At 66.5% G+C, this 21,264-nt stretch carries 16 protein-coding genes; 10 read left to right on the forward strand and 6 right to left on the reverse strand.

What is annotated here, in order from left to right; all coding sequences use genetic code 11:
• Window positions 1-22: 22 nt before the first annotated feature.
• Together IFT58_RS15535 and IFT58_RS15540 are read right to left on the reverse strand one after the other, a co-directional pair.
• Window positions 23-1,117, reverse strand: a complete 1,095-nt coding sequence (locus IFT58_RS15535) for a dipeptide epimerase (RefSeq protein ID WP_192095923.1) — start codon at window positions 1,115-1,117, stop codon at window positions 23-25.
• A complete protein-coding gene (locus IFT58_RS15540) occupies window positions 1,117-2,574 on the reverse strand; it encodes an SH3 domain-containing protein (protein WP_192095925.1) in 1,458 nt (485 codons plus the stop codon). Before IFT58_RS15540 ends, IFT58_RS15535 begins: the two co-directional genes overlap by 1 nt.
• A 131-nt stretch (window positions 2,575-2,705) precedes the next feature.
• Here IFT58_RS15540 and IFT58_RS15545 point away from each other — a divergent pair, with 131 nt between their 5' ends.
• From IFT58_RS15545 to IFT58_RS15585, 9 genes are all read left to right on the forward strand, one after another.
• Window positions 2,706-4,211 (forward strand): transglutaminase domain-containing protein, encoded by a 1,506-nt coding sequence (locus IFT58_RS15545; protein WP_192095927.1) that lies wholly within the window; start codon window positions 2,706-2,708, stop codon window positions 4,209-4,211.
• Between the two features lie 39 nt (window positions 4,212-4,250).
• Window positions 4,251-7,277, forward strand: a complete 3,027-nt coding sequence (locus IFT58_RS15550) for a TonB-dependent receptor (RefSeq protein WP_192095929.1) — start codon at window positions 4,251-4,253, stop codon at window positions 7,275-7,277.
• Window positions 7,278-7,429: 152 nt separating this feature from the next.
• Entirely contained in the window at window positions 7,430-8,911 is a 1,482-nt protein-coding gene (locus IFT58_RS15555) for a serine hydrolase domain-containing protein (RefSeq protein WP_249405731.1), read from the forward strand.
• Window positions 8,844-9,557 carry a M15 family metallopeptidase gene (locus tag IFT58_RS15560; RefSeq protein WP_192095935.1) on the forward strand — a complete coding sequence of 238 codons (714 nt, stop codon included), beginning with the start codon at window positions 8,844-8,846 and terminating at the stop codon, window positions 9,555-9,557. Before IFT58_RS15555 ends, IFT58_RS15560 begins: the two co-directional genes overlap by 68 nt.
• A gap of 59 nt (window positions 9,558-9,616) precedes the next feature.
• On the forward strand, window positions 9,617-9,994 hold the full coding sequence (locus IFT58_RS15565) for a hypothetical protein (RefSeq protein ID WP_192095937.1): 378 nt from the start codon (window positions 9,617-9,619) through the stop codon (window positions 9,992-9,994).
• Window positions 9,995-10,211: 217 nt separating this feature from the next.
• Window positions 10,212-10,637 carry an EF-hand domain-containing protein gene (locus IFT58_RS15570; protein WP_192082734.1) on the forward strand — a complete coding sequence of 142 codons (426 nt, stop codon included), beginning with the start codon at window positions 10,212-10,214 and terminating at the stop codon, window positions 10,635-10,637.
• 475 nt (window positions 10,638-11,112) lie between these two features.
• Complete coding sequence (locus IFT58_RS15575) at window positions 11,113-11,877, forward strand: HAD family hydrolase (protein WP_192095939.1); 765 nt, start codon at window positions 11,113-11,115, stop codon at window positions 11,875-11,877.
• Between the two features lie 31 nt (window positions 11,878-11,908).
• The gene (locus tag IFT58_RS15580) at window positions 11,909-12,400 is read left to right on the forward strand and encodes a hypothetical protein (protein WP_192082732.1); all 492 of its coding nucleotides are present in this window, start codon (window positions 11,909-11,911) and stop codon (window positions 12,398-12,400) included.
• 75 nt (window positions 12,401-12,475) lie between these two features.
• A complete protein-coding gene (locus tag IFT58_RS15585; RefSeq protein WP_192082731.1) occupies window positions 12,476-13,840 on the forward strand; it encodes a VOC family protein in 1,365 nt (454 codons plus the stop codon).
• 112 nt (window positions 13,841-13,952) lie between these two features.
• Here IFT58_RS15585 and IFT58_RS15590 read toward each other — a convergent pair whose 3' ends face one another.
• Window positions 13,953-14,729 (reverse strand): hypothetical protein, encoded by a 777-nt coding sequence (locus IFT58_RS15590; RefSeq protein ID WP_192095941.1) that lies wholly within the window; start codon window positions 14,727-14,729, stop codon window positions 13,953-13,955.
• Window positions 14,730-14,798: 69 nt separating this feature from the next.
• The gene (locus IFT58_RS15595) at window positions 14,799-16,313 is read right to left on the reverse strand and encodes an acetyl-CoA hydrolase/transferase family protein (RefSeq protein WP_192082729.1); all 1,515 of its coding nucleotides are present in this window, start codon (window positions 16,311-16,313) and stop codon (window positions 14,799-14,801) included.
• Between the two features lie 516 nt (window positions 16,314-16,829).
• Between IFT58_RS15595 and glnE the strand changes: the two genes are divergently transcribed.
• The gene (gene glnE, locus IFT58_RS15600) at window positions 16,830-19,640 is read left to right on the forward strand and encodes a bifunctional [glutamate--ammonia ligase]-adenylyl-L-tyrosine phosphorylase/[glutamate--ammonia-ligase] adenylyltransferase (RefSeq protein WP_192095943.1); all 2,811 of its coding nucleotides are present in this window, start codon (window positions 16,830-16,832) and stop codon (window positions 19,638-19,640) included.
• A 222-nt stretch (window positions 19,641-19,862) separates the two neighbouring features.
• On the opposite strand, the gene IFT58_RS15605 is transcribed toward glnE, so the two are convergent.
• Window positions 19,863-20,414, reverse strand: a complete 552-nt coding sequence (locus IFT58_RS15605; protein ID WP_192095945.1) for a queuosine precursor transporter — start codon at window positions 20,412-20,414, stop codon at window positions 19,863-19,865.
• A 331-nt stretch (window positions 20,415-20,745) separates the two neighbouring features.
• Window positions 20,746-21,255: a hypothetical protein gene (locus tag IFT58_RS15610; protein WP_192095947.1), complete on the reverse strand. Its 510-nt coding sequence runs from the start codon at window positions 21,253-21,255 to the stop codon at window positions 20,746-20,748.
• Window positions 21,256-21,264: the final 9 nt, after the last annotated feature.

Genomic DNA, 21,264 nt, shown 5'->3' on the forward strand with positions numbered 1-21,264 from the left:
GTTTCGCATTGCGCCTGCGTGTTCACGCCAGCATCTCCAGCCCGCGCACTTCGGTGATCCCCAATCCCGGGGCATCGCTGATGCTGATCTCCGACTCGTTGAACGTGACGCCGCCGCTGACCGGATTGAACTGCCCCAGCGAGGGGCCGTCCAGGTCGACCTTGGTGATCACATCGCTCTTTGCAACTGCCAGGTGGACCGCTGCGGCGACGCTGATGCTGGATTCGATCATGCAGCCGATCATGCACGGCACGCCGTGGATGGCGGCGATGTCGGCGATGCGGATCGCGTTGGACAGCCCGCCGGTCTTCATCAATTTGATGTTGACGATGTCGGCGGCGCGCTGCTGGATCAGGTCGATCACCTGCGCCGGGCTGAATACACTCTCATCGGCCATCACCGGCGTGTTCACGCGGTCGGTTACGTACTTCAGCCCGGCGATGTCGGCGGCCTTGACCGGCTGTTCCAGCAGCTCCAGCACCACGCCGGCGTCTTCCAGCGTGCGCATGGCGTGCACCGCCTGCTTGGCGGTCCAGCCCTGGTTCGCATCCAGCCGCAGCAGGGCGCGGCCCTGCACCGCCGCGTGGATCGCCTTCACCCGCTCGATATCCAGCCCGATGTCCTTGCCGACCTTGATCTTCAGCGACTCGAATCCGCGATCCAGCGCAGACACGGAATCGGCCACCATCTTGTCGATGTAGTCCACGCTGATGGTGATGTCGGTGGTGATCACCGGATCGCCGCCGCCCAGCATCTGGTACAGCGGGGCGCCATGCAGCTGCGCCCACAGGTCGTACAGCGCGATCTCCACCGCCGCCTTCGCGCTGCTGTTGCGCTCCATCGAGGTCTGCACCAGCGCGCACAAGCGGTTGAGGTTGGCCACCTCCTGGCCCACCAGGCGCGGCTTGATGAAATGGCGGATGGCTTCGATGATCGACCCGTGCGTATCGCCGGTAATCACTGCGGTCGCCGCCGCCTCGCCGTAGCCGGTGTGGCCGCTGTCGGTGCGCACCATCACCACCACGTCCTCGATGGTCTCCACGGTGCGCAGGGCGGTCTTAAACGGGGTCTTCAAGGGCACGCGCAGCATGCCCAGTTCGATATCGGTGATCTTCATCAAGGACTCTGCGGCGAGGTAGGCGGCCGGAGCCGCTGGATGTTGGTGATGCGGTCGATGTAGCGCAGGGTGTCGCTGGCCATCATCGGCTCCAGCGGCGTCACCGACACACCGTTCAGATGCGCCTGCACCCGCGTGCCATCCGGTCCCTTCCAGCTGCCACCGGCGGTGTCATGGATCACCCAGGTGCGGCCGTCGACGTGGCCGATGGCCATCATCACGTGGCCCGGGATGTACACCAGGTCGCCGACCCGCAAGGCGGCGACGGCGCGATCCCGCGTGGCGGCGTCGTCCTTCGCGGTGAAGGCGATGCGGTCCAGGGCCGGGCTGATCCCCTGCGCGCTGGTATTGCGTGGCAGCAGCACGCCGAAGCTGCGATAGATCTCCGATACGAAGCCGCTGCAGTCGCGGGTATCGTAGTCGTGGCCCCAGCCATAACGCTCACCCAGGAACTTGTAGGCCTGCGCAAGCAGCAGGCGCGGGGTCAGTGGCAGATAGTCGGCGCTGCTGTCCTGCGAGCGCGGCAGCAGTGCCGGCACCAACTGCAACGTGCCGTCTTCGTCGCGCACCGGCAGTTGCACCACCCAGCTGGCATGCGCCTGCTGGCCGTTCACGGGCTGCGCAGGTGACCAGTCGGCCAGCACCGGCAGGCGCACGCCCATGTCCAGCTGCAGCCGGGACACGCGCGGTTCCTCGGGCGTGAACACGGTATGCGCCACCGCGCCGGTGATGACCCGATACGGGCCCTTCGCGCCGTAGCCCAGCACGGTGTCCTTGCGACCGGTCGCCACGTAGCGGGCTTCGATCCACGCGCTGTAGCGGTCGCTGTGCACGAACAACCACGCGCCATCGGCGCTGCGATGGACCACCGCGACCTTGTCGCCCGGGAACAGTGCGGACTCCTGGAAGCGGTCGATGTCGGTGCCTTCGCTGCTGCTGAAGACACGCTGGCGGGTCGGGAATGTGCGCAGCGCCGCGCGGTGCACCACCAGGCCGTACTGCGGTGCGGTGCTGGCGGGCAGCGCGTCCAGCGCCAGGTTGGCCTCGATGTCCTGGCGCAGCGCCGGCGACACCAGCGTGCCGTGGCTATCGTGCAGGGGCCGCGCCGGCCAGCTGGACAGCGCGACGATCGATGCCCGCAGCTGCGCCGCGCTGATCGCTGCAGGCAACCGGGCGATGTCCTGGATATGGTCATCATCGCGGCGCATGCGCGCGTTCTGTGCGTCGACCTGTGCACGGTCCAGCATCGGCACATCCGCATCGGGCAGCCGCGCCGCCCAGTACTGGGGCGTCAGGTAGGCCTCATGCAGCCCCACGATGTAGGGCAGGGCGGGGCCCGGATCGGGGGCTGGCAGCGGCGCGGCGGTGCCTGCCAGCGCGGGCAGGCTGCCAAGGCACAGCACCAGCGCAAGCGATGGCGCCTGCCAGCGGCACGTAAGACGGGAAGCCAGGAACATGCGGCGGTCACCCTCGTTGATAGCCAGTGGAATAGTTATTCCTTTTCGCGGGGAACGCAAGAATAAATTATTGACCCGATGCCCCGTGCGTGTTACACAGCGATGACCACCTGCGCTGGGGAAGTGTCGCTGTGGATACCGTCGTTCGCAAACTGCTGCTGCCCGCCATGGCCTGCCTGTGCGCGGTGATCGTGTGCGCACCGGCAACCGGCAGCGTGCCGCAGGCGCCTGCGGCCGATGTGACCGGCGACGTGGTGACGATGATCGACAGCGGCCGTTTCCGCGAAGCGCAGCAGGCAGTGCAGTCTCGGCTTGCGCTCACGCCTGCAACCGACGTCGCCGGGGCCGAGGCGCTGCGGTTCCAGCAGGAGCGCATGCGCCGCATCCGTCTGGATTTCAGCCTGGATGAGCGTGCGGCAAAAGAGAAACTGCGGCACTGGATTCCGGACCTGCGCGACGAGGAGTTCGCGCGCTGGGATGCGCAGGGGCGGCTGGAGCATCTGGATATCGATGGCCAGCGCTGGTACTTCAATCGCGCGCCGTCCAACCTCTTCCGCCTGAGCGAAGAGGCACGTGCGCGTCGCCGTGCGGACGCCCCGATGCCGGTGGACGGTCCCTTCGAATCGATCACCCCGTACCACGCGCAGGTGATCGCGGCAGCACGGGGCAACCGCACGGCGTTCGTATTGCCACAGCGGGTAGCGGTCACCCAATCGCTGGTGGTCAAGGCCGACGCCGTGCCGGCGGGTGAAACGGTGCGTGCATGGATTCCGTATCCGCGCGAGATTCCGGGACAGCAGGAGCATCTGCAGTGGATCGGCAGCCGTCCTGCCGGGGCGCGCATCGCGCCTGCGGACACGCAACAGCGCACGGCGTATCTGGAAGCCACGGCGGTTGCCGGCCAGCCGACGCAGTTCGAAATCCGCTATGCCCTGACCGTGAGCGCACGGCACACCGCCATCGATCCCTCCACGGTGCAGCCCACGCCGCACGATGCTGCCCTGGCGCCTTACCTCGCCGAGCACGCACCGCATGTGCGCTTCACCCCCGCGCTGCGCGCGTACTCGCAGCGGGTGCTGCAGGGCGAGACCCGCCCGTATGAAGTGGCGCGCCTGCTGTTCAACGCGGTCGACCAGATCCCGTGGGCCGGTGCGCGCGAGTACTCCACGCTGAGCAACATCAGCGAGCATGCATTGCAGGCCGGCCACGCCGACTGCGGCCAGCAGACCCTGCTGCTGATCACCCTGCTGCGCATGAACGGCATCCCGGCGCGGTGGCAGTCCGGCATGGTGTTCTCCGACAACGCGACCGGCTACAGCAACCTGCACGACTGGGGCGCGGTCTATCTGGCGCCCTACGGCTGGCTGCCGATGGATGTCACCACCGGTGCGCTGGACAGCACGGATCCGGTGCTGCGCGACTTCTACTTTGGTGGCCTGGATGGCTACCGCATCGCGTTCAACGATGATTTCGGCCAGCCCTTCGTACCGGCCAAACAGCACTTCCGCTCGGAAACGGTGGACTCGCAGCGCGGCGAGGCCGAGTGGGCAGGCGGCAACCTGTACTTCGACCAATGGGACTACCGGTTCCAATGGCAGGTACTGCCTGCAGGCGGCACACCCAGCGCGACACCCTAGGCACCTACACCGTTCAATTTCTGCAGGAGAGAGCAGGGGATGAAGGCAATCAGCATGAAGCGTGCGGCGCTCTGCGTCGCACTTGGGACCTGTCTGGGCATGATGATGCCCAGCGTGGCATCGGCACAGAACGTATCCGGCGCGGTTGCCGGCCGGGCGACGGCGGGCGACCAGGTGACCGTGGTCAGCCGAGGCACTGGCCTGACCCGCACCGCCACGGCAGCACGCGATGGCAGCTACCGCCTTGGCCAGCTGCCCGTGGGCGACTACACGCTGCAACTCAGCCGCGACGGCGCGGCAGTAGGCGAACCGGTCAGCGTCAGCGTGGCCGTGGGCGGCACCACCACGGTGAACCTGGCCAGCGGTGGCGGCGTGGTCAATCTCGATGCCCTGCAAGTGGTCGGGTCGCGGGTCATCAACCGGGTGGACGTGTACTCCACCGAGACCTCGTTCAACGTCAACCGGCAGGAGATCTCGCGGCTGCCGGTGGCCCAGGACCTGTCCGCCGTGGCGTTGCTGGCGCCGGGTGTGGTCGGCGGCAACTCATCGTTCGGCGGCCTGTCCTTTGCCGGTTCGTCAGTGGCGGAAAACGCGGTCTACATCAACGGCCTCAACGTCACCGACATGTACACCCGTCGCGGCTTCTCCAGCGCGCCGTTCGGCTTCTTCCAGGAATTCCAGGTCAAGACCGGCGGCTACTCCGTGGAGTTCGGTCGCTCCACCGGTGGCGTGATCAATGCCGTGACCCGCTCCGGCAGCAACGAGTTCGAGGGAGGCGCCGAAGTCACCTTCGAGCCCAACGCGTGGCGCTCGTCGGCACGCGACCATTTCCATCGCGACGGTTCGCCGCACGCCTATGCCAGCACCGATGCCACCTCGTTCACCAAGACCAATGTGTGGGGTTCCGGTGCGCTGGTGAAAGACCGGCTGTTCCTGTTCGCGATGTATGAAAAGCGCGATACCCACGGCAACAACATGGCATCCGACGGGCGCACCTGGTTCGACAACAAGGGCGACGACGACTTCTGGGGGGCCAAGCTGGACTGGAACATCACCGACAACCACACCCTGGAACTGCTGGCCTTCTCCGACGAAACCGAGACCACGCAGGCGTCGTCCGGCTACAACTGGGAGACGCAGACGCTCGGGCAATGGGGCGGGGACACGCTGACGGACGGCGGTGGCAAGAACTGGTCGGCCACGTACACCGGCCGCTTCGGCGAGAACTTCACCGCCAAGGCGATGGTCGGCCAGAACAACCAGCGCGCCTTCTCCAACTCGACGCTGGATCTGTACTGCGATGCAGTGTTCACCGATGCCACGTACGCACCCTACCTGGGCCAGTTGAACGGACTGCGTGCCGGCTGCCACCCCACCGGTACCGCCATTGCCGAGCGCGACGATACCCGCGATGCCGCGCGCCTGGATTTCGAATGGGCCTTGGGCACCCACCTGCTGCGCTTCGGCATCGACCGTGAGTTGATGACCACCGAGCAGTCCACCCGCTATCCCGGCCCCAGCCAGATGACCTACACCGCCTATGCAGCGCGCCCCGGTGACGAGGTGTGGGACGGCGCCGGTGCCTTCGTGCCGCCGGGTGTGATGCAGATGCTGCGTGCCCGCAACCGCGTATCCGGCGGCACCTTCGAAACGGAGGCCAACGCGCTGTATGTCGAAGACATCTGGAACATCACCCCGACCCTGATGCTCACTCTGGGCGTGCGCTGGGATCGGTTCGAGAACCGCACCGCCGATGGCGATGCCTTCATCAAGATGGACGATCTGATCGCGCCGCGCGTCGGCTTCTCGTGGGACGTGAAGGGCGACGGCAGCACCAAGATCTTCGGCAACGCGGGACGCTATTACCTGCCGGTGACCAACAACATCAACGTCAACTTCGCCGGTGGGCTCACCGACGAATACAGTTACTACGTGCTCAACGGCTGGCAGCAGCAGAGCAATCCGGTGACCGGTGCGCCGTACATGGCGCCGATCATCGGCCAGCAGGTGGGGCCGACCGATACCCGCATGAACACCGGTGCGGCCGATCTGCGGCAGAGCGTGGACAAAGACCTGAAGGCGGTCTACCAGGACGAATACATCCTTGGGTTCCAGACCATGATCGACCGGGCATGGTCGTGGGGCGTCAACGGCACCTATCGCAAAATGACCCGTGCGCTGGACGACATGCGCCTGAACTACACACCGTGCGGGCCGACCGGCAGCACGCTGTGGCCGATCGCCAATCCCGGCGAAAGCCTGACCATCTGGGGGGATTCCAGCATAGGGTGCGCCGAGGAGGGCTGGATCACCATCGATACGGCCAACAGCGGCTACCGCAAGGGCGGCAGTGGCGAGGTGGTGGGGTATTCCAAACCCAAGCGCACCTACAAGGCGCTGGAGTTCCAGCTGGATCGCGCATGGGACGAGAAGTGGATGTTCAACGCGTCCTACCTGTGGGCCAAGAGCGAAGGCAACTTCGAAGGGCCGGTCAACTCGGACACCAACTACGGTGACACCGGCATGGTCCAGCACTGGGACCACCCGTCGAACAACGAACGCTATGGCGTGCTGTTCAACGACTTCCGCCATCAGTTCAAGTTCCGCGCCGCCTATGCGTTGAACGAGCAGTGGTCGTTCGGTACCACGCTGCAGGTGCAGTCCGGTGGCCCCATCACCGCCTTCGGCGTGATGTGGCCGGGTGACACCGTGGCCGGGGGCAGCACCTCCAGCGAAGGCAGCGGCGGCGGCACCGGCTGGCTGTGCGTGGCCAACTGTGCCGGCCCCGTCGACCAGCGTGTGTTCGAACCGACCGCGCGCGGCGCCTTCGGGCGCCTGCCGTGGACCTGGACCATGGGGGCCAACGTGACCTGGCGGTTGCCGGTGGACGGCATCGACCTGAGCGCGCGCCTGTCGGTGTACAACCTGTTCAACAACCAGACCGTGATCAACGTGCACCAGCGCTACGAGAGCCAGCCCGGCGTGTACCGCGAAGCGACGTTCAACACGGGCACGCGTTGGCAGGCACCGCGCTATGCGCAGCTGGTGGTGGCCTGGAACTTCTAGGAAGGTAGTAACGGCCGCTGGCCGTCAATCGGTTGCCCCGGCCGCTGCGCTCGCCGAGCATGGCTCGGCGCTACGGATCCATTCTTGAAGGGTTGCCCGCCATGTTCCAACCGCTGCTGCTGCTCGCGCTCGCATCATCGCCGTTCGACGCCATGTTCGAGCGCACGGTGCAGCGCGAGCAGTTGCCCGGCCTCGCCATGGGCGTGGTGGAGAATGGCGACGTCGTCTACCGCCGCGCGGAAGGGCTGCGCGGCGACGCCACGGGTGCGCGCATCGACGACGACACGTTGTTCAAGATCGCCTCCAACAGCAAGGCCATGACCGCCGCGTTGCTGGCACGGCTGGTGCAGCAGGGACGCCTGCGCTGGGACGATCCTGTGCGTCGTCACCTTCCGTCCTTCACCCTGTTCGATCCTTGGGTGGGGGAACAGATGCAGGTGCGTGACCTGCTGATCCACAACAGCGGGCTGGGTCTCGGCGCCGGCGACCTGATGCTGTGGCCGGAGCCCAACCAGTTCACACGGCAGGACATCATCGCCGGCCTGGCCCACCTGAAACCGGTCACCAGTTTCCGCAGCGGGTATGCCTACGACAACCTGATGTATGTCGTAGCCGGTGAAGTCGCCGCAGCCGCGGGCGGCAAACCCTATGACCAGCTGATGCGCGAGCAGGTGTTCCAGCCCTTGGGCCTGACCCGCTGCCAGGTGGGTGCCTGGTCTACGACCGCAGTGGGCAACGTCGCCCAGCCCCACGTGCGCCGCGCGGGACGCAACGTGGTCGTCGCGCCGGACATGGAAACCAACCCGGACGCACCGTCGATGGCGGCCGGCGGCATCCGTTGTTCGTTGAATGACATGCTGCGCTGGATGCAGGTGCTGCTCGATCCGGACACCGTCCCGGGCTGGCTGGACGCCACCCAGCGCAATGCGTTGTGGACGCTGCACATGCCGATGCCGCTGGGTGAGCGACAGCGGCGCTGGGACAACGCGCACTTTGCAGGCTATGGATATGGCTGGCGGCTGTCCGACCTGGACGGGGAATGGAAAGTAGCCCACACCGGCACCCTGTCCGGCATGTATTCCTCGCTCGCCCTGCTACCGGACCGCAAGGTGGGCGTGGTGCTGCTGATCAACGGCGAAGGCGAGAATGCACGTACTGCCTTGATGCAGGCGGCGCTGAAACACTACACCGCGCCCGCTGACACGCAGGGCGTGGAGGGATGGCTGGACAAACTGGCACAGGCGCGCCCTTCGCCCGCTGCGGCGGACGATCCGCTGGCGGCCACCCGCGCGGCACCGCGCGCATCCGCAACCGCGTTGCAGGCCGTACAGGGGCGCTATCGTGACCCTTGGCTGGGCGACGCATCGCTCTGCCCGGTGCAGGGTCGGCTGCGTTTCAGCGTGGACAAATCCCCGCGGCTGCAGGCCGATGTGCTGCAGGCCGGATCACGCTGGGTGCTGCGCTGGGATACGCTGGAGCCCGCCGCGCAGGCATGGCTGCAGCCCACTGCCGGGCCGGTGCCCACCCTGGACCTGCGCGCCATCGATCCGGATATCGACTTCAGCTATGACTACCAGGACCTGCATTTCACTCGTACTGGCGATTGCCCTGGCCGCGAGCGTCCACGCCGCTGAGCCGCCGGCGGTATCCCCTGCGCGGACGACGGCCGAAGCCGGCCTGGTGGAGATCCGTACGCGGGCGCCCGGCATCGCGCTGGATATCCGCTATGCCACGGCCAATAACTTCACCAGCCAGCGCGTGCCCGGCTACGCGCGTCCGGCCTGTTATCTCCTGCCTGCCGTCGCCGACGCGTTGGCCAAGGTGGAGCACCATCTGCGCCGCCAAGGCCATGCGCTGCAGGTGTACGACTGCTACCGCCCCGTGCGCTCGGTGCAGGCCTTCGTGGCCTGGGCACAGGACCCCCGGGAGACATCACGCAAGGCGGTGCAATACCCCGACCTGGAGAAATCGCAGCTGTTTGCGGACGGCTACATCGCCGAGCGCTCCGGCCACAGTCGCGCCGCCACCGTGGATGTCGGGCTGATGCGTTGCGACGCCGCACGCTGCACGCCGCTGGACCTGGGCACCGACTTCGACTTCTTCGGCGCCCGCGCACATACCGATGCGGCCGGGCTCAGCGACGTGCAGCGGGCCAACCGGCGACGCCTGCAGCAGGCGATGGCCGCTGAGGGTTTCGTCAACTATCCGAAGGAATGGTGGCACTTCACCTTCCAGCCCGAGCCGGATCCGCAGACGGCGTACGACGTGCCCGTGGAGTGATCGCGCGATCCCCGCCACCGCGCGGTCTGACGCCCTGCTGCTCCCCTTACACTGTCGCTATGAACCTTCCCCTTCATTTCGGTCTGCTGGGCACACTGGAAGCGGCGGGCATCGCCCTGCTGGTCGGCCTGCTCGTGTACTTCCTGTTCCACCACCTCGCGCGCGCGCTGCGCTGGGCCCACGGTCCCGCATTGGGCTGGGCCAGCGGTATCTCGGTGGTCATCGCGGCCGGCATCGACATGTGGAAGCTGTTCTACATGGGCATCGTGCGGATGGAGTCGCCGTTCTACGCGCGTCTTTTCCTGTCCACCATCCACGATCCGAACGAACTGGGTAGTCGGGTCATGCTGGAAATCATCGGTGCCCTGTCTGGTGTTGCCTTGGGGTGGCTGTTGTTCAGTTCGCGGTCAGTCGATGAAACGTCCGATGCCGGCTGATTTATGTTTGTTGCAGGTTAAAAATGACTCTGCTGAATGCGCACCTTACTTTCCGCTCACCACCGGCTAACCAAGGAGGTAGCCGATGCCTTCCGGTGAGTGGTTAACGCGCCGTGTTCGTGCTGATTGCGGCCCAATTTGCGTTCATCGACACGCTGCCAACGTAGGCCCCGTACGGAATACATGGCCGTGCAACATTCCCTCAGGAGACCACCCAATGACGATTCGTAACCGTAAGCCGCTGATCGCCCTCCTTGTCGCCGCTGGCAGTGTGTTCGCCCTCCCGGCCATGGCGCAGAGCGCCGCACAGGATCGCGCAGCGGATGCACAGGCGCAGGCCGTGCAGGCGCAGCAGGCCGCCGCAGCGGCGGGCAACCAGGCCGCCGAAGCAGGCAACGCCGCCGACCAGGCAACCCACGCCGCTGGGCAGGCCGCCGCACAGGCCAATGGCGGTGGCCAGACCTGGGCCAGCATCGATACCGACGGCAACGGCACCCTCAGCAAGAGCGAAGCGCAGGTCAACGCCGGACTCGCCCAGGTCTTCGACCAGGCGGACACCAACAAGGACGGCGAGCTGTCGACCGATGAGTACAAGGCCTTCGTCCAGTCGCAGCAGGCAGCGGGCGCGGCACAGGGCAACTGATTCCAGCCTGTTCTGCGGTGTCGGCTCCGGCCGACACCGCGGGATGCTGGCCGGCTGACCGGCGCGGGTAGTTCCGATTTCGCTCGCGGTTTTGGTTGTCGCCGTTTTTGATTTTGATTTTGGTTTTGGTTTTGCTTTTGCTTTGGCTTTGAGTTTGGCTTTGGCTTTGCTTTTGGCTTTTGGCTTTTGGCTTTGGCTTTGCTTTGCTTTGCTTTTGGTAGAGCCGACTTCAGTCGGCTGCTCTGCCGCCGCGCCGCCTGACGACAGCCGACTGAAGTCGGCTCTACCAGATCCAGATCCAGAGCCAGAGCCAGAGCCAGATCCAGATCCAGAGCCAGAGCCAGAGCCAGAGCCAGAGCCAGAGCCAGAGCCAGAGCCAGATCCGCATCCGCATCCGCATCCCCACCAGCCGGCATTCGCAGCCCCGTCCACAGGCAAATCCGGAGCCCCGCCCACCCCCTGTTATTCTTCACCGATGACTACCCCAACGCCTGCGCGTGACCGCGCCATTGGCCTGGTTGGTTTTGACGGTGACGACACGCTGTGGAAGAGCGAGGATTTCTACCGTCAGGCCGAGCAGGACTACCTCGAGCTGCTTTCCCATTACATCGATGTGCACGACACCGGCACCGCGCGGCACCTGCTGGAGGTGCAACGTCGGAACCTGACCGTGTTCGGCTACGGGGTGAAGGCGATGACGCTCTCGATGATCGAGGCGGCGATCGAGATCACCGACAGCCGCGTCAGTGCGGCGCATATCCAACGCATGCTGGACATCGGCCATGCCACGCTGCGTCATCCTGTCGAGCTGATCGCGGGTGTGCGCGAGTCGGTCGCCAGGATCGCGGAGCAGTACCCCGTGGTGCTGATCACCAAGGGCGACCTGTTTCATCAGGAAGCCAAGATCAAGGTCGCGCAGTTGCATGATCTCTTCCCGCGCATCGAGATCGTGTCCGAGAAAGACCCGGAAACCTACGCCCGCGTGCTGGCCGAGTTCGACTTGCCGATCGCGCAATTCGTGATGGTCGGCAACTCGCTGCGCTCGGATATCGAGCCAGTGGTGACCCTCGGTGGCTGGGGCGTGCATACCCCCTACGCTGTCACCTGGGCCCATGAAACCGAGCACGGCGTGGCCGATGACGAGCCGCGCATGGTCACCGCCGATACCGCGTGGGACTGGCCGGCTGCACTGGACACGATCGAGGCCAAGGCCATCGCGGCCCGCGACGGGAAGGCCTGACAGGCGCGGCGCGCTGGGTCACAATCAGGACATGAGCCGCCTGCTGACCCTGCTGCTGTTGCTGTCCGCGCTGCTGGTGCCGACGATCACGTTGGCCCAGCAGACCGCGGAGAAATCCGCCACCTACACCGTGCAGACCGGCGACGCCTGGGTGGACACCTGGCTGAGCGACATCAACCATTACGCCGAACGCTACCCGGACAGCTTCCTGGACGAGGTGTCGCGCTACAGCGGCGTGGATCGCGGTTACGCCGCCGCACTGGTCAACAACCACGGCTGGCACGCCGCCGACGTGTACTTTGCCTGTTTCTGGGCCAAGGCAATCAAGCACAGCTGCCGCGACACGGTGCGGGCTTTTAGTGCGAACCCGGAAGGGGGCTGGGAAGCCGTGGTCGAGCGCTTGCCGGTAGCACCGGACAACCTGCACTGGCGCGCGGTGCGCCACGACATCGTGGCCAGCTTCCGCCATTGGGACCGCCCGATCACTCTGGACGCCACCCTGCGCCGCCAGCTGGGCAACTGACGGCGCTACCCAAGCGGCGGTGGCCCAGCGACAATGCAGCTCAACGCCTGTTCCGAGTTCCTTGCCGGGTACCCCATGAGCACTTCTGAATTCCTGTCGACCGATGCCATCCGCCGCTTGTTCGCGCAGGCGATGTCCCGCATGTACCGCGCCGAAGTGCCGCTCTACGGCGACCTGGTCGATCTGGTGGCGCAGATCAATGCACAGGTGCTGGACACCGATGCCGAGCTTGCCTCACAGCTGCAGCGCAACGATGGCCGCGGTCGGCTGGATGAAGAGCGCCACGGCGCCATCCGCGTTGGCACGGCCGAAGAGCTTTCCACCCTGCGCCGGTTGTTCGCGATGATGGGCATGCAGCCGGTGGGCTACTACGATCTCAGCGTGGCCGGCGTGCCGGTGCACTCGACGGCATTCCGTCCCACCGACGCCGCTGCGCTGGCGGCCAACCCGTTCCGTGTGTTCACGTCGCTGCTGCGCCTGGAGCTGATCGAAGACGACGCGCTGCGCGCGCAGGCTGCCGCGATCCTGGCACGCCGCCGCATCTTCACCGACGACGCGCTCGCGCTGATCGAACAGGCCGAGCACGACGGTGGACTGTCGGCCGCCGATGCCGAACGCTTCGTCGCGCAGGCGCTGGAAACGTTCCGCTGGCACGGCGACGCCACCGTGGCGCTGGATACTTACCACGCCCTGCAGGAGGCACACCGCCTGATCGCCGACGTGGTCAGCTTCCGCGGCCCGCACATCAACCACCTCACGCCGCGTACGCTGGATATCGACGCTGCGCAGGCGGCGATGATCGAACGCGGCATGGCCGCCAAGGCGGTGATCGAAGGACCGCCGCCGCGCGCCTGCCCGATCCTGCTGCGGCAGACCAGCTTCAAGGCGCTGGAGGAACCGGTGCACTTCCCGGATGGCGAAGGCGGCCGCGCTGGCAGCCACACCGCGCGTTTCGGCGAGATCGAGCAGCGCGGGCTGGCCCTCACCCACAAGGGCCGCGCGCTGTATGACCAGCTGCTCGCGCAGGCCCGCGAAGCCGATGCGGCAGGCAGCACGGGCGCTGACTACGGCCAGCGCCTGCAGGCCGTGTTCGTCGGCTTCCCGGACGACCATGCCACGTTGCGTGCCGAGGGTCTGGGCTTCTATCGGTACCAGCTCACCGACGCTGGCCGCGCGGCGCCGGGACGTGTCGCCGACCTGCCGGCCGAGCAGCTGATCGCCGAAGGCCTGGCCACCGCCGATCCGATCATCTATGAGGACTTCCTGCCGGTCAGCGCAGCGGGCATCTTCCAGTCCAACCTGGGCGGCGGCGAACAACGCGCCTATGCCGCACACGCGAACCGCAGTGCGTTTGAAGAAGCGCTGGGCGCGCGCGTGCATGACGAATTCGCGTTGTACCAGCAGCTGCAGGACGACTCGCTCGCGTCATTGCGGGCGTGACCATCTCAACGCGATGGGTGCCGGATCACAGGGTAGGCATGGCGTTCGTCAGCTGACAGGGAATGGCGCATTGCCCGCGCAGTGCACGGCACGCGCTTCCAGGTAACGCGCGTCAGGCGCTGCGGGGCACAAACGGCAGGGGCCATGTATGAAACTGGCGCAGCTCTTTCAGCACCGTTTTCGCATCGGGGGTCGGTTCGTCCAGGGCAAACGCAACGCCTACCGGCCCCAGCGGGTCTTTACCGCGGACCGGCCAAAGCCGTGCGTCGGTACCGCTGATCGCCTGTCGCGCCGCCCGCTGCCAGTGCAGACAATCGTTCACCATCGTCTCGGCAACATGATGGCCTGGCGCCGTGCGGATGCGGTCTAGGCAGTACTCAGCAAATGTAGTGAAGCCGTAGGTCCCGTCCATCACCGTGCCGTTGTCTGCCACGGCGCACAGCAGCCCGTTGAGTGAGTCCACATATTCCTGCAGCTGCGGTGTCAGCGGGTGGGCGGGTGCATCCGGAGCGCGCGCGCTGCCCTGTCCGCGCTCTGCTGCCAGCGCAGCGCCCAGCCGCGTGTCGTCGGCGAGTGCAAGGCTGGTCGCGCGCAGGAAGACCGCGGTTTCCTTCTGATCCAGGCCACGGATAAAGGTCAGGCCGGCGTCGATCAACTGCGGTGCACCGAACTCCGCGCAGCGCCGACGCAGGCTGGCGACCAGGTCATTGCCGGTCTCGCTCGGTGCCAGCCTCAGCAAGCGTGGCACCGAGGCAACGTGTGAGGTTGCATCTGCATTGGTCACTGTCGCCGGCACGGTGGCCAAGGGAAGTGCGTTGCCGGCTGCACGGGATGACACGGTAGCGAACGCGGAGTGCGCGGAGGGAATGCAGGGAAAGGGAATGTCCATGACTGCAGCACATCCCATCCTGCGCTGCTCTGCTTTCAGCGTGCGCTCACCGTGTCGGCGCGCAGGGCATCACGCCTTCATCGTGCCGGTATCCAGCCAGCGCTGGTGCCAGCTGAGTGCTTCCGGCAACAGATGCGGGGTGTGCTTGCCGTAGCTGTCCCGGTTGGCACGGTCGACGTAATCCTGCAGCTGCGCACGGAAATCCGGATGCGCACAGCGGTCGATCACCACCTGCGCGCGCTTGCGCGGCGGCAGGCCACGCAGGTCGGCCAGGCCCTGTTCGGTCACGATCACCGACACATCGTGCTCGGTGTGGTCGACATGGCTGACCATCGGCACGATGGCCGAAATGGTGCCGTTCTTCGCCGTGGACGGGCTGAGGAACGCCGACAGGAACCCGTTGCGCGCGAAGTCACCGGAGCCGCCGATGCCGTTCATGATGCGCGAGCCCATCACGTGGGTGGAGTTGACGTTGCCGTACAGGTCGGCCTCGATCATGCCGTTCATGCCGATGCAGCCCAGCCGTCGTACCAGTTCGGGATGGTTGGATATTTCCTGCGTGCGCATGATGATGCGCTCGCGGTAGAAATCGATGTGCTCTTTGAACGTTTCGTTGGCCTGCGGGCTCAGCGCGAAACCGGTGCACGAGGCATGGCTCAGCACGCCATCGCGCAGCAGGTCGAGCATGCCGTCCTGGATGACTTCGGTGAACGCGGTGAGGTCACGGAAACCACTCTTGGCCAGGCCCGCCAGCACCGCATTGGGAATGTTGCCCACGCCGCTCTGCAGCGGCAGCAGGTTGGGCGGCAGGCGGCCCTTGCTGATCTCGTGCTTCAGGAAGTCGATCAGGTATTCGGCGATCTGTTCGCTGGCCGCATCGATCGGGCTGAACGGACTGTTGCGGTCCGGTCCGTTGGTGCGAACCACGGCGACGATCTTGTCCGGGTCGCAGCGCAACGCGGTTTCGCCGATGCGGTCGTTGGCGTGCACCAGTGGAATCGGTTTGCGATGCGGCGGCAGCGCGGTGCCGTAGTAGATGTCATGCATGCCATCCACGCCGGCCGGCTGCCATTCGTTGACCTCGACGATCACCTTCTTCGCCAGGTCCAGCCAGGTCTTGTTGTTGCCGACCGACGTGGAGGGCACCAGCGATCCGTCCTCGCGGATGGCCGACACTTCGATCACGGCGGTATCGATGTCACCGTAGAAACCGAACCACACGTGCTGGGCGACATGGCTGAGATGGATGTCGATGTAATCCAGCTTGCCTTCATTGATCTGGTTGCGCGCGTACGGGTCACTCTGGAATGGCATGCGCATGGCGATGCCATCGGCCTTGGCCAGTGCGCCGTCCAGCTCCGGGGCGGTGGAGGCACCGGTCATCAGGCTGATCTGGAACGGCAGGCCCTGCGCATGTACCGCTTCGATGCGGCGGGCCAGCTCGACGGGGACGGCCTTGGGATAGCCGGAGCCGGTGAAGCCGCTCATGGCCACGGTTTCACCGGGTTGGATAAGCGCGGCTGCGGCCTCGGCGGAGACCACGCGGTCACGGAGACGCGCGTTGGCGATGCGATCTACAGACATGACGACGATGTTTCGTGGGGGAAAGTCCGATTATCGGCCAAACCCACCCGTACGGGGCCTGCGACCTTGGTGGGATGGCGCCGCGGCGCCTGAACGCTTCTGTACCTGCCAGTATTGTTTTGCAGTGCAGCGTGCAAGTTGCTTTTGCAACCGGCACGATGGACCTGCATCCCGACGTGGGGGAGGGAGCAGAGCCCGCTGGCAGTTCGCTGCAAGCGGGCTTTTTTACGTCTGCAGGTTACACCTGAATAGGCGTCGGCGCTTCGGCTGCGGGAAGCGACAGCCGATGTCTGCGCCGACCGATGCGCGGGGTCGATGCACCATCCCGATACGCGCCGGGCGATGCACCCGACCGGAGCACGCTGGCCGATACGTCCGGACTGGTAGAGCCGACTTCAGTCGGCTGCCGTACGCGACAAGCCGGCTGAAGCCGGCTCTACCCGGCGCGCCGTACGCGACCAGCCGATTGACCTCCGTACGCGACCAGCCGACTGAAGTCGGCTCTACAATCATGCGATGACCCAGATCGTCGCGCCGCTCCCCGATGCCCTTCTGCCCCTGGTTGATCGCGCCATGGCGCGGCTGGTAACCGCACAGGGCGCCCCGATTCCCGCAGACCTGACTCCGTTCCTGCGCCAGCTCGCTGCCACCAGCGATTTCGCCATCGACACGCTGTGCCGTCAGCCCACCCTGCTCGCCCACCTGGCGCAGCCCGATTGCCCGCCGCTGCCGCTGCCTGTCCTGGATCCGGCCCAGCCGGGCGAGTGGCCCGGCCTGCTGCGGCGCTACCGTGCAGCGATGTCCACGCGTCTGGTGTGGCGGGACCTCGCCGGGCTGGATACGGTGGAGCAGACGCTCGCCGGCGCCACCCTGCTGGCAGAGAACTGTCTGCAACGGGCGCTGGAGGCGCTGGAACAGGAGTTCGCCACCCGCCACGGCGTAGTGCGCGATGAAGACGGCCAGGCCCAACGCCTGGTGGTCTTCGGCTTGGGCAAACTCGGCGGCGGCGAGCTCAACTTCAGCTCCGACGTCGATCTGGTCTATGCGTTCACGCAGCGGGGCGAATCCGACGGCGCGCGCCCCCTGGCAGCAGAAGAGTATTTCGCGCGGCTCGGCCAACGCCTGGCCAAGCTGTTGGACGACACCACGGCCGATGGCTTCAGCCACCGCGTGGACCTGCGCCTGCGCCCGTTCGGCCGGGCCGGGCGGGTGGCGCTGTCCTTCCCCGCGATGGACCAGTACTTCCAGCGCGAGGGCCGCGACTGGGAGCGGTACGCCTGGCTGAAGGCGCGCGCGGTGGCCGGTGACATCGCCGCCGGCGAAGACTGGCTGACGTCGCTGCGGCCGTTCGTCTACCGCCGTTACCTGGATTTCACCGCACTGGACGGCCTGCGTGACATGAAGGCCGCGATCACCGCCGAAGTGGCGCGTCGTGACATGCACGACGACATCAAGCGCGGCGCAGGCGGTATCCGCGAGATCGAGTTCCTGTGCCAGGCGCTGCAGTTGATCCGCGCCGGCCGCGAGCCGGTGCTGCGCGAGCGTCGGCTGCTGCATGCGCTCGCTGCCTTGATCGATGCCGGTCAGATCGCCGCCGATGATGGCGCGGCCCTGCGCGAGGCCTATCTGTTCCTGCGTCGCCTGGAGAACCGCCTGCAGATGCTGCGCGACGCGCAGACGCACGTGCTGCCGGCCGATCCGTTGGAGCGGCTGCGCATCGCCGTTGGACTGGGCTACCCAGACTTTGACAGCCTGCGCGATGCGCTGGCCGTGCAGCAGGCACGCGTCAGCACCGAATTCGCGGCGTTGCTGGCACCGCGCAAAGGCAAGGCGGCCCCGGACGCCGTCGCCAGCTACTGGCGGGGACTGCCCGAGCACGGCGACGCGCAACTGCTGGTCGATGCGGGCTTCATCGATGCCAACGGGGCAGACCAGATGCTGCGCGACTTCGCGCAATCATCCGGTGTGAAATCGCTGTCCGACGGCGCCCGTACGCGTTTGGATCGCGTGCTGCCCGCCTTGCTGCATTCCGCGACACGTTCACCGCAACCCGATGCGGCGTTGAAGCGCGTGCTTGGGCTGCTGCAGGCGATCCTGCGGCGTACCAGTTACCTGGCGCTGCTGGATGAGCAGCCCAGTTCGATGGCGCGGCTGGTGGATGTGCTGTCACGCAGCGCATTGTTGGCCGAGCGGCTGGAAGCGTACCCCCTGCTGCTGGATGAGCTGCTGGATGTACGCGTGTCCGGACCCTTGCCGACCTTTGAAGAGATACAGGCCGAGTGCGCGCAGGTGCGCAAGGTGGAAGATCCCGAATCGGCGCTGCGTTGGCTCAACGAGCTTCGCTTGGCGTTGAGTTTCCGCATGGCGATGGCCAGTCTGGATGGTCGCCAGGGTGCGGTGGATACCACGCGGCAACTGGCCGAACTGGCGCAGGTCGTGGTCGATACCGTGCTGCAGCTCGCGCAGGCGGACATGCGGGCGGCGCACGGCGATATTGCCGGTGGCCGTTTCGCGATCATCGGCTACGGCAGCCTGGGCGGTCTGGAACTCGGCTTCGGTTCGGATCTGGACCTGGTGTTCCTGCATGACCATCCGGCCGATGTGGAAACCAGCGACGGCGCCCGCCCGCTCGAACCCGGTCGCTGGTATGCACGGCTGGCGCAGAAAGTGATGGCGCTGCTGGGCGCGGTCACGGCCGCAGGACGCCTGTACGACATCGACGTGCGGCTGCGTCCGGACGGTGGCAAGGGCGCGCTGGTGTCTTCGCTGGCGAGTTACCGCGAGTACCAGCGTGAGCGCGCGTGGACCTGGGAACATCAGGCCTTGGTGCGTGCACGCGGCGTGGCCGGCGATGCCGAGCTGCTGGCTGCGTTTGAAGCGGTGCGCGCTCAGACCGTGGGTCGCCCGCGTGATCGTGCGGCCTTGCACGCCGATATCGTGAAGATGCGCCAGCGCATGCGCGCCGAACTGGATCGTAGCGACGCCGCGCGCATGGACCTGAAGCAGGGTGCCGGTGGCGTGGTTGATCTGGAGTTCCTGTTGCAGGCGGGTGTGCTGGGTCAGGCAGCCGACCATCCCACGCTGCTGCAGCCACGCGATACCAGCGGACTGATCGATGCACTCGCCGCCGCCGGATGGTTGCCGGCAGACCGCGCCGCCGGCCTGCAGACCGCGCATGCCACGCTGCTGGAGCTGGGCCTGGCCTGCACCCTCGATCGCCGCCCCCGCACCGCACCGCCCAGTGACGCACTGGACGAAGCCCGCGCCCTCATCCGCCACGCCTGCGACGCAGCGGACCTGCCGTTCGACGCGCCCACAGCGCGTTAACCCGTCAGGAATAACCCGTCATGGTAGAGCCGACTTCAGTCGGCTTCGCTTCTGCCTTCGCTCTGGTAGAGCCGACTTCAGTCGGCTTCGCTTCTGCCTTTGCTCTGGTAGAGCCGACTTCAGTCGGCTTCGCTCACCGCAGCCGACTAAAGTCGGCTCTACCAGACCCAGCAGCCGACGAAAGTCGGCTCTACCCGCCACATCTGGGCTGCGGCACGCAGTTCACCGCGCCGGGGCCATCTTCCACAGCAGCGCGCGGAACGGGGCCAGCAGGCAGACGCCGATCGCCAGCTTTACCGCCAGATCGCCCAGCGCCCAGCTCACCCACGGCAGCGTGGACCCGGCGAAGGCGATGCTCCAGAAAATCGTGGTATCCACCGTCGCACTGCAGGTGGTGGCGACCATCGGGGCCCGCCACCAGCTGCCGCGGCGCAATCGATCGAAGACGGTGATGTCCAGCAGCTGCGCCACGATGAAGGCCGAGCACGAGGCCACGGCGATGCGCGGCGTCGCCACCCAGAACGACAGCACCACCGCCAGCGCGAAACCGGCCCACGCCACCCGGCGGGCAGGGCCCGGGCCGAAGCGGCGGTTGATCAGGTTGCTCACCAGGAACGCGACCGGATAGCTGAACGCACCCCAGGTCAGCCAGTCGTTGATCGGGTACTGCACCAGCACGTTCGAGCCCAGCACCACCGCGCCCATGGCCAACACCGCCAGCAGCAGGGCGCGGACGGTCATCGGAGCAAAAGCGGGGGCGGGACGCACGGACATGGCGAGCCAGGAGGCAGAAAGGAAGGCGCGCATTATCCGCCCCCGGGCAGCGCGCTGCCAGCAGCGCCTGAACAGCGTAGTCAGGGCGCCGGTAACGCGTCGCGGTCGGCTTGGGGTAGAGCCGACTTCAGTCGGCTGCGGTGGGAAGCCGGCTGAAGCCGGCTCTCCCGCTGATTTGGGAAGCCGGCTGAAGCCGGCTCTACCGCTGATTTGGGAAGCCGGCTGAAGCCGGCTCTACCGCTGATTTGGGAAGCCGGCTGAAGCCGGCTCTACCGGGGCTCGGGCAAGCCGGCTGAAGCCGGCTCTACCGGCCGGCTCTACCGCCTTGGCGTCACCACGTGCCGGTGAGGTTGTCCGCGGCGGCGTACTCGGTGGGGACATAAGCCAGCGTCTTCCCGCCGCCATCGGTCACGTTCCAGCCCGCTCCGGCGGGTGTCGGCACGAAGGCCACGGTCTCGCCGACGGCGAAGGCTGCACCGGGGTTGTCCTGCCGCGCCGGCCACTGCAGCGTGGCGGTCTGCTCTGCATTGCCCGGCACCTGCAGCTGCACTTTGCAGCCCTGCGCGTCGGTGGTGACTTCTTTGACTTCCATCGGCGGCAGCGGCTTGGCCGGCACGCGTTTGCGGGCGCTGCGTTGCTCGCTGGCCTTGAACGGCGCCTTCGACAATTCCACCAACCCCACCGACGCGGCCAGCGGGATCGACAGCGTCAGCACCATCGACACCAGCACGCCGGCCTCGCTGCTGTTGAGGTCCCCGCCGCCGGCGTGGGCGCGTGGACTGAATACGGTGGTGGCCGCAAGCAGCAAGGCCAGGGCGGGTGTGGCGAAGGTACGGGACATGCGTGTCTC

Origin of the sequence: Stenotrophomonas sp. CFBP 13718, from assembly GCF_014842145.1 — a bacterium.
Lineage (GTDB): Bacteria > Pseudomonadota > Gammaproteobacteria > Xanthomonadales > Xanthomonadaceae > Stenotrophomonas.

Bases quoted from the DNA above. Each gene is read 5' to 3' on its own strand.
- IFT58_RS15535 (WP_192095923.1), bottom strand. From the start codon at position 1,117: ATGAAGATCACCGATATCGAACTGGGCATGCTGCGCGTGCCCTTGAAG.
- IFT58_RS15540 (WP_192095925.1), bottom strand. From the start codon at position 2,574: ATGTTCCTGGCTTCCCGTCTTACGTGCCGCTGGCAGGCGCCATCGCTT.
- IFT58_RS15550 (WP_192095929.1), top strand. From the start codon at position 4,251: ATGAAGGCAATCAGCATGAAGCGTGCGGCGCTCTGCGTCGCACTTGGG.
- IFT58_RS15555 (WP_249405731.1), top strand. From the start codon at position 7,430: ATGTTCGAGCGCACGGTGCAGCGCGAGCAGTTGCCCGGCCTCGCCATG.
- IFT58_RS15560 (WP_192095935.1), top strand. From the start codon at position 8,844: ATGACTACCAGGACCTGCATTTCACTCGTACTGGCGATTGCCCTGGCC.
- IFT58_RS15565 (WP_192095937.1), top strand. From the start codon at position 9,617: ATGAACCTTCCCCTTCATTTCGGTCTGCTGGGCACACTGGAAGCGGCG.
- IFT58_RS15570 (WP_192082734.1), top strand. From the start codon at position 10,212: ATGACGATTCGTAACCGTAAGCCGCTGATCGCCCTCCTTGTCGCCGCT.
- IFT58_RS15575 (WP_192095939.1), top strand. From the start codon at position 11,113: ATGACTACCCCAACGCCTGCGCGTGACCGCGCCATTGGCCTGGTTGGT.
- IFT58_RS15580 (WP_192082732.1), top strand. From the start codon at position 11,909: ATGAGCCGCCTGCTGACCCTGCTGCTGTTGCTGTCCGCGCTGCTGGTG.
- IFT58_RS15585 (WP_192082731.1), top strand. From the start codon at position 12,476: ATGAGCACTTCTGAATTCCTGTCGACCGATGCCATCCGCCGCTTGTTC.
- IFT58_RS15590 (WP_192095941.1), bottom strand. From the start codon at position 14,729: ATGGACATTCCCTTTCCCTGCATTCCCTCCGCGCACTCCGCGTTCGCT.
- IFT58_RS15595 (WP_192082729.1), bottom strand. From the start codon at position 16,313: ATGTCTGTAGATCGCATCGCCAACGCGCGTCTCCGTGACCGCGTGGTC.
- glnE (WP_192095943.1), top strand. From the start codon at position 16,830: ATGACCCAGATCGTCGCGCCGCTCCCCGATGCCCTTCTGCCCCTGGTT.
- IFT58_RS15605 (WP_192095945.1), bottom strand. From the start codon at position 20,414: ATGTCCGTGCGTCCCGCCCCCGCTTTTGCTCCGATGACCGTCCGCGCC.
- IFT58_RS15610 (WP_192095947.1), bottom strand. From the start codon at position 21,255: ATGTCCCGTACCTTCGCCACACCCGCCCTGGCCTTGCTGCTTGCGGCC.